This window comes from Larkinella humicola (assembly GCF_008727875.1).
Taxonomy (GTDB): domain Bacteria; phylum Bacteroidota; class Bacteroidia; order Cytophagales; family Spirosomataceae; genus Larkinella; species Larkinella humicola.
On sequence record NZ_VTWS01000001.1, the window covers coordinates 990,935 to 1,005,177 of the forward strand.

Below are 14,243 nucleotides of genomic sequence, written 5' to 3' on the forward strand. Positions count from 1 at the left end.
ACTGGCAACTATACATGACAACCACCTGAACCAAATTTCATCCCAAATCCTTATTGATGTAACAACATCTAATGATTGGCGGGAGTCATTCGATTCCCTGGAAGGTGAGACCAACTCGTTTTATATAACTACCCAAGAACATGAAAGTTGAAATCTGGTCGGACGTGATGTGTCCGTTTTGCTACATCGGAAAGCGGAAGTTTGAAGCTGCTCTGGAGCAGTTTGATCAAAAGGAGTCGATTGAGATTGTCTGGAAAAGCTTTCAGCTCAATCCGGCTCAGGAAACGAATCCGGATAAAAGCATTACCGAATACCTGGCTGAAGCCAAAGGCTGGACGCTCGGCTATGCCAAACAAATGAATGATTATGTGACCAACATGGCCGCCGAAGTGGGGCTGCACTATGACTTCGACAAAGCCGTGGTGGCCAATTCCTTCGACGCCCACCGCGTGGTGCAACTCGCCAAAACCCGGGGCAAAGGCGACGACATGGAAGAACGCCTGTTCAAAGCGTATTTTACCGAAGGACTCAATACCGCCGATCACGACACCCTGCTGCAACTCGGCACGGACATCGGACTGGCGGCTCCGGACGTCGAACAGGTGCTGGAATCCGATCAGTTTGCGGCCGAGGTGAAAGCGGACATTCGGGAAGCCCGTCAGGTTGGCGTCACCGGCGTTCCTTTTTTTGTCTTTAACCAGAAATACGCCGTTTCCGGGGCGCAGGCACCCGAAACCTTTCTGGGTGCGCTCATCAAGTCATACGGTGAATGGAAAGTCGTTAACCCATTGACCGATGCGGAAACCATTGCCGGCCCGGTTTGCACACCGGATGGGAATTGTGACTAATTTCGCAAAAAAAATAGCCACCGTGATGCCACAACCGCCCGATAGATCATACACCAACGAACCGTTTTTCAACACACGGCTCATCATCAACACCCTGTTGATTCTGTCCAACAGTGCGCTGCTACTCTTTGTGATTAAATGGGCGGATGTGGTACACTGGCCGTATTTTCTGGCGGCAGTCAGCGCTGCGATCATCGGTTTCCTGGAACCCCGCAAAGGCTGGATTCTGGCAGTTTTGCAAGCGGCTTTCCTCTGGATCGGCTACACGTTTTTTACGGCTTCTCCCGAAAACGGCGGTAAACAGGAACTGGAGCTTTTCTGCCTCTACGGTTCCATTTTCCTCACGTTTCTGGGAAGTTTCGTCGGCGGTATTTTGAAACGGGCAGTCGGTAACTGATCGGGGGCTTGGTGTTCATTATTCGATATTTTCTAGTTTTAACGCAAACTGTGAGATTATTGACCCCTCCGGGGTCCGATGTTAATAGCAAATCGGTATTTCAAGAGCTCCAGGCGTGCCGGAGGTACGCGATATAAGCTGAGTTGCGTACCTCCGGCACGCCTGGAGCTCTTGAAATACCGATTTGCTATTAACATTACGTGCCTCTGGCACTCAAACAACTGTTAGGCAAGGGCATCATCTCATAGCTGGCGTTATTATTAAACTTGAATATCGAACACCGAATGTTGAATAACGAATACTGAACAAAGAATCATGAACACTGAACGCTGCTACTTCAACGGCTGCGGCTTCACGCCTTCCACCGTAATCTTCACCGGCTTAATCAATCCCTTCGCGTCAAATTCCATGACGTCGATGCAGGTTTCGCGATGGTTACCATCGGTTTCCGTTAGCGGCCGACGGTGATACACGATGTACCATTGATCTTTGCCCGGCACCTGAATCACGGAATGATGACCCGCGCCGGTTGCCACTGCGGGATCCTGCTTGAGAATTTTATCAACCCGCTCGAAGGGGCCAAACGGCGAATCCGCCATGGCGTAAGCGACGGAATAGTTTGGGCCAGTCCAGCCACCTTCCGACCACATGAAATAATATTTGCCGTTGCGAATGAACATGAACGGCCCTTCAACGTAGCCTTTGGGCGTAATTTCCTTAAACGTCGTGCCATCGGCAAACGGCACAAAACCGGTGAAATCGTCTTTCAGTTTAGCGATGTTGCAGTGCCGCCAGCCGCCGTAAATCATGTAATACTGACCGTCTTTGTCCTTGAAAACAAACTGGTCGATGGGCTGTGCCCCGTTGATGATCTTGTCGATCAGCGGTTTACCCAGAAGATCCCTGAATGGTCCCGCCGGATTGTCGGCCACGGCCACGCCAATCCCGCCCACGTCTTTCTGATCATTCTGAATGTCATTCGCTCCGAAAAACAGGTAATACTTGCCGCCTTTTTCAACGATGGCCGGTGCCCACATGGCCCGCCAGGCCCATTTGATGGCCGTGGTGTCGATAATCCGGCTGTGTTTCGTCCAGGTCACCAGGTCGGGTGACGAAAACGCATCCATGAAAACCTGCTGGTTGTAGGGTGCCGAGTAGGTTGGATAAATCCAGTATTTGTTCCCCAGAATAACACCTTCGGGATCGGCATACCAGCCCGGAAACACCGGGTTGCCAGACACTGACTTTTTCCCCGCCTTGGGTTGAGGAGTCATTGAGCCTTGTGAAAAAACCGGGAGGAATGAAAAAAGGAAAGCAACAAGCAGAAAATAGCGTTTCATCAGGATGGAATAGTTAAATCAATTCGTTAGGGTTGGGAAGTGGGCAGAAAAACCCGGACATCCGGGTGCATCGTATAAAGGCGGTATTTCGTACCGTCATGAACCAGAAATCCGCTCGACGTATTGTTTTCCATAATGGGATTTTTGGCGTATTTCTTCCAGTGAATCAGGTCTTTCGAAACCGCTACGTTGTTGGTCCACTCCCGCCAGTCTTTAAAAGCCGACGCGTGGTAGTACATATAATACAGCCCTTTATGTTTGATAATCTGGTTGGTTGCCACCGCAAACTGGTCGTATTTCTCCGGTCCGCATTTCAAAACCGGCTCATCCTGCACGTTCTTCCAGCTTTTAAGGTCTTTGGAGGTGGCCAGCCAAACCGCGGCATCGTTCCGTTCATAAAATAAATACCAGACACCACCTTCCTTCCAGATGGCCGGGGTGCCATACGGACCGGCACTGAGCGGTTTTCCGTCGACACCGCGGATATCAAGCGGGCCGCGTTCTTCCCAGTGAAGGCGGTCGGTCGACGTCAGGAGGTGGGCAACGTCCTCTTTCCCTTCAGCAAACATATAATAGGTGCTGCCCGATTTCACAACCGACATATCCTCCACCCAACCCTGAGTATAAATGGGGTTTTCCGGGTGCCGTTTCCAGGTAAACCCGTCGGATGACGTCGCCAGCCCCAGATATTTCGTCGTGCTTTTTCCGTCTTTGTAGCCCGTGTACCACAGGTACCAGTTTTTGCCCTCCCGCAGAATGTAGCCCCGCTCCCGGATGTGATGATCCCAGGTGGATGCCTTCGTACCGGCAAAAACCGGGTTGTGTTCATACGGTGTAAACTGGACGAGTTCATCCGGAAACTCAGGGTCAGGAGCCGGTTTTTCGGACACCATCCAGCCAAAAAACAAGGTGGAAATCAAGACAATCAGGTAGGGTTTTCTCATAAAAAACAGGTCACTTGGTTTTGAGGGATAGGTATAGTTCTTCTACTTTTTGCCGCGCCCAGGGCGTCTTTCGCAGGAACGTGAGGCTGGATTTGATGCTTGGATTGTCAGTAAAACAGCGGATGGTAATGCGTTGCCCCAATCGCGCCCAGCCATAGTGTTCCACCAGCTCGGTCAGGATGTTTTCGAGGGTCTTGCCGTGGAGTGGGTTATTGGGCTGAAGCGGGGTCATGATCAGAATTCGGTTACATTCGGCTGCAAAGATAGCCCAAGTTGCGAAACGGGGGTTTTCCGGGACAAATCTTCTTTTTAATCACCAATGCACGTTGTTTTTCGTTTTTTAAGGCTACCTTAAGCAAGATTAAAGAGAAAAGACGTTAGATAACAGAACCAGGTCTAAAACCGTGGCGGTTTTCAGTCGGATTCTGGTCTATATTTTCTTTCATTAACACAACTCTAATCCCCAGAACCATGGCACAGCAGAAAGCACCCACAAAAGGAAGCGCAAAAAAACCGTCGGAAAAAACGTTGAAGGAAAAACGGGCCGACAAACAAACGAAGCGCGACAACAAAAAAGATTATTAATCTTAAACAATCAGCAGTCCATTCTGACGCAAATTTCGCCATGCTGCCGACTGCATAAAAGTCCCAAAACTCCCTAAACCGGCGGCTTCAAAGTCCGCTTTCAAGCCGTCGAGGGAGTAAGGTTCGGGATTGCCAATCACCAGTTTGGGCATTGCGCCCTCCAGCCACTCTCCTACCGATACGCTGGTTTCCAACGCCCATTCGCTTTTCTTCGTGTAGAAAACCAGTTCAGCCACTTCGCTTACTTTATTTCCTTTCCTGACTTCCAGAATCGACGCGACTGGCAAACTTCCCGGCCAGATCACCATCGCATTGGAACGAAATTCACTGTCCGGCAATTGACGAATACTCTGTTCAATATACTTCGGCGGAATGCTGGTCGGCGGGGTTTTGAAAGTAAACCACTTTTTGAGCGGAAACTCAAAAGCGACGCCGTGCATGTAGTTGAAAAGCGATTTCCGCAAACCCTCTGAAAACAGACTGTGATCGGTCCCTAAGGGGTCGTCGTGGTCCAGGTCGTTGTCGGCAAACAAACCGGTTTCGGGGCCAATCCGCTGGACGTCGAAACCCGCCGGATGCAGTCCCACCGGGCTGTGGGCCGTCATGGCAAACCGGTGCCAGAACCCCGACTGCACAATCCCGGTTTCGAACAATTGCCGCACCATTTCCAGCGAATCGATGGTTTCCTGCGCCGTTTGCGTCGGAAAACCGTACATCAGGTACGCATGAACCATGATGCCGGCCTGCGTAAAACCGTCGGCTACCCGCGCAACCTGCGCCACCGTGACGCCTTTTTTCATGCGTTCGAGCAAGCGATCCGACGCTACTTCCAGCCCACCCGAAACGGCAATGCAGCCCGATAATTTCAGCAACTGACAGAGGTCGGGGGTGAAGTTTTTTTCGAACCGGATGTTGGTCCACCACACTACCGTCAGCTTCCGCCGGATGATTTCGAGTGCCAGATCGCGCATTAAAGCGGGCGGTGCTGCTTCGTCCACAAAGTGAAAACCATTCTGCCCGGTTTGTTCGATAATCTCCTCAATCCGGTCACAGAGCAGGGCTGCAGTCAAGGGTTCATACCGTTTGATGTAGTCGAGGGTGACGTCACAAAATGAACATTTCCCCCAGTAACACCCGTGCGCCAGGGTCAGCTTATTCCAGCGTCCGTCGCTCCAGAGCCGGTGCATCGGATTGACGATTTCGATGACGGATAAATAGTCGTTCAGCCGCAGATCGCGGTAGTCGGGCGTGCCGGTATCCCGTTGTGGTACATCGCGCTCCCGGTTCTGGTTGTAGTAGGTCACGACGCCCTCCGTTCGGGCATAGACCCGCTTCAAACCGGCCCGGTCGCGCTGACCCGCCAGAAAATCCAGCAGCGACAGCAAGGGCGCTTCGCCGTCGTCGAGGCAGATGTAATCGACGTAATCAAAAACCCGGGGTTCCTTCAGCGAACGGAGTTCCGTATTGGCATAACCGCCCCCCATGATGACGGCGATATCGGGATGGTGTTTCTTGAGATACTGACCGCACTTTAACGCACCATACAGGTTTCCGGGGAACGGAACTGTCAGACAAACCACATCGGGTTGCCATTGTTGCAGCCGTTGTTCGAGCAGGTTCGTTAAGGTTACCGAAATCAGGGTTTCGGGAGCTTGTAAAGCCGCATGAAGGTCATCGAAGTGCGTGGCCGAGCGCCCCAGACGTTCGGCATACCGACTAAATCCAAAGTGCGGATCGATGGCTTCGGTGATCAGATCGGCCAGGTCTTCGAGGTACAGGGTCGCCAGATGCCGCGCTTTGTCGTGAATGCCCATCGTGCCGAACGCCCAGTCCAGGTCATCGAGTTGGGCAAACCGCGAGGCTTCGGGCAAATAGGAACGATCGCAAATGCTGTGGGCCAGCGTCGGATTTTTGTTCTGCAAAAACCGGATCACCGGGTCGATGGTGCTGATGTAATCGTCGCGGAGCGAAAAAATCCGAAAGCTGTTTTCAGACAGTTCGGCGTCTGAAGCGTCCAGTTCGGAAAACAACGTCTGCAAACCGTTTCGTGAGAACAGCTTCAGAATCACCTCAATCCCCAGATCAGCCTGGTGCGACCGGAATCCCTTCGTATTCAGAAAGCCCTTCAGGTAAGCCGTGGCCGGATACGGCGTGTTGAGCTGCGTGAAAGGTGGGGTAATAAAAAGGATCTTCTGTTCCAAGATGCTGCCGGGCTTCGTTCCAGACAAAGGTAGTTCTTGTTGGTTAGAAATAGCTCTTTTCACAAATGCGTCCTATTTTAGCGCAACCGAATACAGCCATGAAAAAACACCTCCTTCCCCTCGCTCTTCTGCTTGCCTCGATCGCCAACGGCCAGCCCAAACCCGCAGCGGGAGAACGCCTGCCTGCCTCGTATTCAACCACTTACCAGGCGCCGTTTTTTGCCGATCCCCAGCGGAATGAAAAAATTGCAGCGGTTTTCCCGGTCATCGACAGTTTATACCGCCAACATGCTGAAAAGAACCATTTTCCCGGTCTGGCGTTTGGCGTCGTAGTCGATGGAAAGCTGGTTCATGCGGGCGGTTTTGGCTTCACGGATGTGGCGAAGAAAACCGCGGCCACGCCGAAGTCACTGTTTCGCATGGCATCGATGAGCAAGAGTGTGACTACCATGGCGATTCTGAAACTGCGGGACGAAGGCAAACTGCGGCTCGACGATCCGGCTTACCTCTACATTCCGGAATTAAAAAAACTGTCCTACCTTACCTCGGATTCGCCCCTGATTACGGTTCGGAATCTGATGACGCATTCAGCAGGATTTCCCGAAGACAATCCCTGGGGTGACCGGCAACTGGACGACAGCCCGGCCGATCTGCTCAAGCTGATTGCGGGAGGATTGTCGCTTTCGAATGTTCCGGGAATAACCTATGAATACAGCAATCTGGGGTTTGCGATGCTGGGTGCCATCATCACCAAAGTTTCCGGAAAACCGTACCAGCAATACATCGACGAAGCCATTTTCAAACCGCTGGGTATGACGCAAACGGTTTGGGAATACACCAAAATACCGTCGGCGTTACTGGCACACGGTTACCGCTGGCAAGCGAATAGCTGGCTCGAAGAACCGCTCTTGCACGACGGATCATACGGCGCGATGGGCGGTTTAATTACCTCTGTGGAGGATTTTAGCAAGTACATGGCGTTTCATGAGTCAGCCTGGCCCGCCCGCAGCGATGCCGAAACCGGCCGGGGCAGCGGGTCACCCATCAAACGCAGTTCGGTGCGCGAAATGCAACAACCCTGGACATTCAACAGCCTCAGTGCCAACTTCAAATACCCCAGTGGCCGGGCCTGCCCAATGGTGAGCAGCTACGCCTATGGTCTGCGCTGGAGCCGCGATTGCGATGGGCGGGTTTATGTAGGCCATACAGGCGGGCTTCCCGGTTTTGGCAGCCAGTGGTGGATCGTGCCGGAATACGGAATTGGCGTGGTGGCCTTCGGGAACCTAACCTACGCCGGCATGGGTTCGGTAAACTGGGCCGCACTGGATACGCTGATTACGACGGCGGGTTTAAAACCCCGTCTGATTCCGGTTTCCAAAATCCTGGCGCAACGCAAAGCTGAACTGGTTCAACTTCTCCCCGATTGGAAGAATGCGACTGAAAGCCAACTCTTTGCGGAAAACTTCTTCCCGGATTTGTCGCTCGAAATCCGTCGAAAAACGGTACAGGATTTGTACGCCAAAGCAGGAACCATTGTTCGTGTCGGCGAGTTGGTGGCCGAAAATCAACTGCGGGGCCGCTTCCTGATTGAAGGCGAAAAAGCGACTATCGATGTCTTTTTTACCCTGACGCCCGAAAACCCTGCCCTGATTCAACAACTGGATTTCAGAGAAGTGAAGAAGTAAGCGGACCTTATCGGGTGTACTTTTTTTATTTCGTAACTTTATTGTAAAATCGGCTATTTTCTAACATCGACTTGGTAAGTAAACAAACCCCAAATTCCACCCTGTTCCCTTTTTTAGCAGGTGGTGGTGAAGTAGGCCAACGCCTGCGGGCTTTCGACTGGTCCAAATCCCCCCTGGGCGAACCCGATCAGTGGCCGCAAAGTTTAAAAACCGCCGTCAGCATCGTGCTTCGGTCCAGCTACCCCATGTTTATCTGGTGGGGACCGGAATTGATAAACCTTCACAACGATGCCTATGTCCCGTTGATGGGCCATAAACATCCCGCCTTTCTGGGCAAGCCCGCCAACGAACTCTGGTCCGAAATCTGGGAAGAAAGTTTGCTTCCGATGAAAAATCTGGTTTTTGATCAGCAGCAATCGATCTACGGCCAGGACTTGATGCTGTTGCTGGAACGAAAAGAATTTCCCGAAGAGGGCTACTTCAATTTTTCATACAGCCCGATTATCGACGAGAACGGGCAGGTAGGCGGTTTGTTCTGCGCCTGTCATGAAGAAACGGGCAAGGTATTGCAACAACGCCGGTTGCAGACGCTGAATGCGCTAACCAGTCGGGTTCTATCCGCAAAAACAAAAGTCGATGCAGGCCGGATTGCCATTGACGTTCTGGGCCAGAACTACAAAGACATTCCGTTTGCCGCCTTTTATCTGATCGACCCGAACGGGCAGGAGGCTCAGTTGATCCATTGTTCGGGTATTCTGCCGGAAGAAGCTCCGTTCGAGAAAACCGTTTCGCTCGCCGACGACGCCACCGACGACTTCTGGCAACTCAACACCGCCCTAAAAACCGGTCAGCCGATCTGGATTCTGGGCGTTTCGAAGAAAGTCAGATCGATCGTCCAGTCGCTGACAGACCGACTACCCGACAATGCCTGTAGCTACCCGGTTCTCAAAGCAAGTTCGGGAGACCGGCTGGGCATTCTGGTAACTGGCATTAATCCGCACCGCGAATTTGACACTGATTATCAACAGTTTATTAGCCAGATTAGCACACAGATCGCCACAGCCATTGACACGATCGAACGCTACGAAAATGAGTTTATACAGGCCCAACTACTGGCTGACATCGACCGTCAGACGCAATTGACGATTGCGAAAAACCGCCTGAAAGCGGAAGAACACATTCGGAATGTGATCAACCAGGCCCCTGTGGGCATTGCGGTTTTACAGGGAACTGATTTTGTGTTTGAGGCCGCCAATGATGCCTATCTCAATCTGATTGGAAAGTCGGCGGAGCAGACGCTCGGAAAGGCCATACTGGATGCCTTGCCGGAAATTCGCAATCAGGGCATCCTGGAATTGCTAAACCGGGTGGTCGAAACGGGCGAACCTTTTTTTGGCAACGAATTTGCCGTCGCCCTCAACCGGTTTGGAAAAACGGACATCGTCTATGTCAATTTTGTATATCAGCCCCTGCGGGAAGCCGATCAGTCGGTGAGCGGCCTCATCGTTGTTGCCAATGAGGTGACCGAACTGGTCAAATCCAAACACGCTACGCAGGAAAGTGAACGGCAATTTCGGAATCTGGTCATTCAGTCGCCAATTGCGATGGCGATTTTCAGAGGAACCGACCTGATCATCGAAATTGCCAACGAGACCATGCTGAAAACGCTGTGGAAACGACCCTTTTCGGAGGTTCAGGGAAAAAAATTGCTGGAGATATTCCCGGAGTTGCATGATCAGCCCTTTCCCGATCTGCTTGCCAAAGTTTACAAAACGGGCGAATCCTACACGGAAAAAGAAGCCCTCGCTTATGTGAACACCCCGGAGGGCATGGGCAAATATTACCTTGATTTTGAATATGCTCCCCTCTTCGGAACCGACCAAACGGTTTCCGGTATCATGGTGACCGTTAACGATGTGACGGAGAAAGTGGAAGCCCGCATCACCATTTATGAGGCCGAGCAACGATCCCGTCTGGCCGTCGAAGCCGCCGAAATGGGAACGTATGACTGGGACATCGAGCATGGCGTTTTTCAGTATTCAGAACGGCTCGTGGAAATTTTCGGATTGGCCCCAAATCAGCCGCATCAGCATTCTGAATTTAGTGGAGCCATTCACCCGGATGACCTGCCAATTCGGGCCAAAGCGCACGAAGAGGCTTTCCGAACGGGTCGTTTGCACTACGAAGCCCGGCTGGCCCGGCCCGACCATGCCGTTCACTGGGTGCGGGCAATTGGAAAAGTAATTTTTGATGCCCAACAGAAACCCGTCCGGTTACTGGGGTCGGCCATCGACATTACACAGCAGGTGGAGGCCCGGAAAAATCTGGAAGAAATTGCCCAGGAACTGGAAAAGCGGGTAATGGAGCGAACGCTTGAACTCCGGAATATGAACGATGAACTGGTGCGCACCAACCACGAACTGGAGCAGTTTGCCTACATCGCCAGCCATGATTTGCAAGAACCGCTGCGCAAAATTCAAACGTTTACAGAACTGTTAACCGACACCGCTCACGACGAAGAATCGTCAAAGAACCTGTTGTCTAAAATCAGTTCTTCGGCACAGCGCATGTCCGCCCTGATTAAAGATGTGCTGAATTATTCACGCCTTTCCAGAACCGACGAACAATTTGTTCCGACTGATCTTAACCTGATTCTGAAGAATGTCAAAACTGACTTTGAGTTATTAATTGAGCAAAAAAAGGCGGTTATCGTACAGGATGAACTCCCGACACTGACCGCGATTCCACTGCAATTGAATCAGCTTTTTTCAAACCTGATTGGCAATTCGCTCAAGTTTTCTGAAAAGAATCCCGAAATCCGTATTTCATCGGATTTTCTTTTGCCAGAAGTAGCCCGAACGATTCCGAATTTACAGCCCGATCAGGTGTATGTCAAACTGAATTTTAAAGACAACGGTATCGGTTTTGAACAGCAGTATGCCGAACAGATTTTCACCATTTTTCATCGGTTAAACGGGCGAAAGTCATATAGTGGAACGGGCATTGGTCTGGCATTGTGTAAAAAGATCGTTGAAAATCACAAAGGAGTGATTATCGCCGAAAGTGAGTTAAACAAAGGAGCCTCTTTCACCATTTATTTGCCGGTTTGAGTTGGAGTTCAATTTCGATATTCGTTATTCAATATCAGTCCTGTACGAAGGATTTAAAACGCTTGGCAGACCGCTTTTTCTTCTTTTTTTGGGTAACGATTTTTGCAAACCCTTGTCGATGCTAACGCCAATGAGGGGCCGCGTAGCGGACAAAGGTTTGTAACGAAAAGACGACCCGGTTCCTGCCGCGTGCCTTTGGGTACGCCATCGCCTGCCCCTGCCTGTTTCGTACCCAAAGGCACGCGGGCTTTCTCGATGACACACTGTGGCTACAAACATCCGTCCGCTACGCGGCCCCTCATCAGTCGCGCCACAGCATCATAAAAAGCCATTCTAAAGATCGTTCTGCGCCAGCAGCCAAAGTGGTTGGGGGAAATGCATCCTTCGTACAGGACTGATATTGAATAACAAATATCGAAGTTGAAATACGATCTTGGGGGGCATACCCTTTAACCGCTTCCTAATAATGTCTTGGTATCTGCGAACAGGCCCTGCTATCTTCGCCCAACAACAAATACACACCATGGCACATAAAGGTAAAGAAATTCGGAACCCGAAAACCGGGCAGATCATCCAGTTTGTGCAGACGCAGGCCGATACCAACGGTCAGCTTCTGGAACTGATAACGACCTACGAGGCTCACTCCAAAGAACCCATTGCCCATTACCATCCCCATCAGGACGAATATTTTGAAGTGTTGCAGGGCGAATTATCCATTCGGTTGGAGGGTAACCTTCAGACTCTCCGACCCGGCGACAAGATCCACATCAAAAAAAATAGCGTTCATTCCATGTGGAATGCCACCGACGACAAAACCGTTGCTTCCTGGAAAACCATTCCGGCGATGGACACAGAATACTTACTGGAGCTAAACACCGGGCTGGCGAGTGACGGCAAAACCAACGCCGACGGAGTACCGGGCCTTTTGCAGGTGGCCCTCATGATGAATCATTTTGATCAGGTGTTTCGCCTGGCCAAACCGCCCTTTGCCGTCCAGAAAATTGTGTTTGGGCTTCTGACGCCGTTTGCGTTGTTGCTCGGCTACCGGCCTTTTTACCGGAAATACCTGAAGTAATCCTGTCAGCGGTCGAAGACCCTGACAGCGGTTAAGCATTAACGAACCCTCAACCGCTGTCAGGGTCTTCGACCGCTGACAGGGTTACACCAACACGACGGAATCCAGTTGCTGGTTGATAAAAGCCGTCTCCTCCGCCGTCAGCCGGACGTCGATGGCTTTGGCGTTTTGAACCGCCTGTTCGGCATTCCGGGCCCCCACGAGGGCGACGGTAATGCCGGGTTGGTCAATCGTCCAGCGAATCACCAACTGACTCAGGCTCACCTGCTTCTGTTCGGCCATTGGAATGATTTTATTAAGAAAGGGCCACACACGCGCGATGTTTCCGTCTTTGAAAGCCTTGTAATTGACCCGATGATCACCCTCGGCAAACTGATGCCCCGGTTTGATTTTGCCCGCCAGCAAACCGCGTTCCAGCGGACTGTAGGCCAGAATCGACTTCCGGTTTTCGAGGCAATACGGCACCAGCTCGGCTTCGATTTCACGCTTGACCATGCTGTAGGAAACCTGGTTCGAAGCCAGTTGCAGCGTTTTTTCGGCCTCCTTCATCTGCTCGACGCTGTAGTTGGAAACTCCGGCCTGCCGGATTTTCCCCTGCTCGATCAACCGGCTCACGGCTTCCATCGTTTCCGAAATCGGGGTGGTAACATCCGGCCAGTGAATCTGGTACAGGTCGATGTAATCGGTTCCGAGTCGTTTCAGGCTGGCTTCACACTCTTTGATGATGCTTTCCTTAGCCGCGTATTTGTACACATCGATCGGCGTTCCGTCGTTGTTTTTCGTATGAAAAGCCAGCGTTCCTTTCGCCAGATCCCACCGCATCCCGTACTTGGTCAGAATCTGCACCCGATCCCGGGGAATGTCTTTGATGGCTTCTCCAACAATTTCTTCGCTCGTTCCCTGGCCGTAAACCGGGGCCGTGTCGATGGACGTAACGCCCAGATCATACGCGGCCTGAATGGCTTCGACAGCTTCCTTTCGCTCCGTTCCGCCCCACATCCAGCCGCCAACCGCCCAGGCACCAAAAGCAATGGCCGAAACCGTTACGTCCGACTCGCCCAATTTCCGATATTCCATCTGTCTATTCTGAGTTGATTGATTTTCCTCTAAAAGAGGGCTGGCTGGTGATTTTACTGGTCTTCGTTTTCACCCGATCACGCCGGAAAGTCCGTTTTATTCATCCAGCTTGTCACTTCTCCCCTGCAAACCACCGGTGTGAATCGCGACAACTTTACTGTCTGGCAAAAAGTAGTTTTTTCGGGCCAGATCGTAAATGCCATACAGCATTTTGGCGGTGTATACCTGCTCGATCTGCACGCCGGTTTTCTGTTCAAAACGGCGAATGAAGGTCAGTAATTCGGGGGTGGTTTTGGCGTAACCACCAAAATGGTAGTCGGTTTGCACGTTTTGGGGCCGGTTCAGGTCAGGAATGAAGCCTTTCAGGGACGAAAAACCCAACACCTTCAGGCCATTCGGGGCCGATTGCTCCAGACCCGCCAGTGTTCCGCCCGTGCCGACCGGACAACAGATGTAGTCTGGCAAAGAATTGATTTGCTGCAAAATTTCCGGGATAATTTCCGCCGTTCCCCGCACGGCCAACGCGTTGGTGCCGCCTTCCGGCAGGTCGTAGTAGGTGCCGAAACGTTGCCGAAGATCCTGTTGAAAAACCGCATCGCTTAGGTTCCGGAACTGCTGCCGGGTGACGAAATGAAGCTGCATTCCCTGCGCACGGGCGAAGGCCAGCGTTGGCGTGTCGCGCTCCCGGCGGTCCTCCCCCCGGATGACGCCAATGGTCGAAAAACCGAATTCGCGACCGGCGGCCGCAACAGCGTATAGGTGGTTGGAATAGGCCCCGCCGTAGGTTAACAGCGTTTGGTGACCCAACCGACGCGCTTCGGCCAGGTTGTATTTGAGCTTGCGCCACTTGTTACCCGACACCGTCGGATGTAACTCATCATCCCGCTTCAGATAGAGCTGAACGGGCACCGGTTCCAGAAAAGGGTTCGGCAGAAATTGCAGTCGGGAAAATTCAGAAACTGCCAGCCAGTCGTTCACGTC

At 51.9% G+C, this 14,243-nt stretch carries 11 protein-coding genes; 5 read left to right on the plus strand and 6 right to left on the minus strand.

Translation table 11 applies throughout. The features are described 5' to 3' along the window. The first annotated feature begins 140 nt into the window (after positions 1–140). Complete coding sequence (locus F0P93_RS04240) at positions 141–848, plus strand: DsbA family oxidoreductase (protein ID WP_150875045.1); 708 nt, start codon at positions 141–143, stop codon at positions 846–848. Next, complete coding sequence (locus F0P93_RS04245) at positions 796–1,245, plus strand: hypothetical protein (RefSeq protein WP_225309367.1); 450 nt, start codon at positions 796–798, stop codon at positions 1,243–1,245. Before F0P93_RS04240 ends, F0P93_RS04245 begins: the two co-directional genes overlap by 53 nt. Before the next feature lie 332 nt (positions 1,246–1,577). On the opposite strand, the gene F0P93_RS04250 is transcribed toward F0P93_RS04245, so the two are convergent. The 4 genes from F0P93_RS04250 to F0P93_RS04265 form a co-directional block, all read right to left on the minus strand. After that, a complete protein-coding gene (locus F0P93_RS04250) occupies positions 1,578–2,519 on the minus strand; it encodes a glycoside hydrolase family 43 protein (protein ID WP_225309406.1) in 942 nt (313 codons plus the stop codon). A 92-nt stretch (positions 2,520–2,611) separates the two neighbouring features. Next, the gene (locus F0P93_RS04255; protein ID WP_150875047.1) at positions 2,612–3,529 is read right to left on the minus strand and encodes a glycoside hydrolase family protein; all 918 of its coding nucleotides are present in this window, start codon (positions 3,527–3,529) and stop codon (positions 2,612–2,614) included. 10 nt (positions 3,530–3,539) lie between these two features. Next, the gene (locus tag F0P93_RS04260) at positions 3,540–3,761 is read right to left on the minus strand and encodes a VF530 family protein (protein ID WP_150875048.1); all 222 of its coding nucleotides are present in this window, start codon (positions 3,759–3,761) and stop codon (positions 3,540–3,542) included. Between the two features lie 355 nt (positions 3,762–4,116). Next, complete coding sequence (locus F0P93_RS04265; RefSeq protein WP_150875049.1) at positions 4,117–6,315, minus strand: B12-binding domain-containing radical SAM protein; 2,199 nt, start codon at positions 6,313–6,315, stop codon at positions 4,117–4,119. 98 nt (positions 6,316–6,413) lie between these two features. Here F0P93_RS04265 and F0P93_RS04270 point away from each other — a divergent pair, with 98 nt between their 5' ends. The 3 genes from F0P93_RS04270 (at position 6,414) to F0P93_RS04280 (ending at position 12,185) form a co-directional block, all read left to right on the plus strand. Continuing rightward, the gene (locus tag F0P93_RS04270; protein ID WP_150875050.1) at positions 6,414–8,000 is read left to right on the plus strand and encodes a serine hydrolase domain-containing protein; all 1,587 of its coding nucleotides are present in this window, start codon (positions 6,414–6,416) and stop codon (positions 7,998–8,000) included. A gap of 71 nt (positions 8,001–8,071) precedes the next feature. After that, positions 8,072–11,110, plus strand: coding sequence for a PAS domain-containing protein (locus tag F0P93_RS04275; protein ID WP_150875051.1), 3,039 nt, complete (start codon positions 8,072–8,074; stop codon positions 11,108–11,110). Between the two features lie 523 nt (positions 11,111–11,633). Next, positions 11,634–12,185: a cupin domain-containing protein gene (locus F0P93_RS04280; protein ID WP_150875052.1), complete on the plus strand. Its 552-nt coding sequence runs from the start codon at positions 11,634–11,636 to the stop codon at positions 12,183–12,185. Positions 12,186–12,269: 84 nt separating this feature from the next. Here the strand turns inward: F0P93_RS04280 and F0P93_RS04285 are convergent, their stop codons facing one another. Both F0P93_RS04285 and F0P93_RS04290 read right to left on the minus strand, forming a co-directional pair. Continuing rightward, a complete protein-coding gene (locus F0P93_RS04285; RefSeq protein ID WP_150875053.1) occupies positions 12,270–13,262 on the minus strand; it encodes an aldo/keto reductase in 993 nt (330 codons plus the stop codon). Positions 13,263–13,358: 96 nt separating this feature from the next. Further along, positions 13,359–14,240, minus strand: coding sequence for a 1-aminocyclopropane-1-carboxylate deaminase/D-cysteine desulfhydrase (locus F0P93_RS04290; RefSeq protein ID WP_150875054.1), 882 nt, complete (start codon positions 14,238–14,240; stop codon positions 13,359–13,361). Between the last annotated feature and the right edge of the window lie 3 nt (positions 14,241–14,243).

Excerpts from the sequence above, each read along its gene's own strand:
- F0P93_RS04260 (WP_150875048.1), bottom strand. The coding sequence starts at position 3,761 with ATGACCCCGCTTCAGCCCAATAACCCACTCCACGGCAAGACCCTCGAA.
- F0P93_RS04255 (WP_150875047.1), bottom strand. The coding sequence starts at position 3,529 with ATGAGAAAACCCTACCTGATTGTCTTGATTTCCACCTTGTTTTTTGGC.
- F0P93_RS04240 (WP_150875045.1), top strand. The coding sequence starts at position 141 with ATGAAAGTTGAAATCTGGTCGGACGTGATGTGTCCGTTTTGCTACATC.
- F0P93_RS04280 (WP_150875052.1), top strand. The coding sequence starts at position 11,634 with ATGGCACATAAAGGTAAAGAAATTCGGAACCCGAAAACCGGGCAGATC.
- F0P93_RS04245 (WP_225309367.1), top strand. The coding sequence starts at position 796 with ATGCGGAAACCATTGCCGGCCCGGTTTGCACACCGGATGGGAATTGTG.
- F0P93_RS04250 (WP_225309406.1), bottom strand. The coding sequence starts at position 2,519 with ATGACTCCTCAACCCAAGGCGGGGAAAAAGTCAGTGTCTGGCAACCCG.
- F0P93_RS04270 (WP_150875050.1), top strand. The coding sequence starts at position 6,414 with ATGAAAAAACACCTCCTTCCCCTCGCTCTTCTGCTTGCCTCGATCGCC.
- F0P93_RS04285 (WP_150875053.1), bottom strand. The coding sequence starts at position 13,262 with ATGGAATATCGGAAATTGGGCGAGTCGGACGTAACGGTTTCGGCCATT.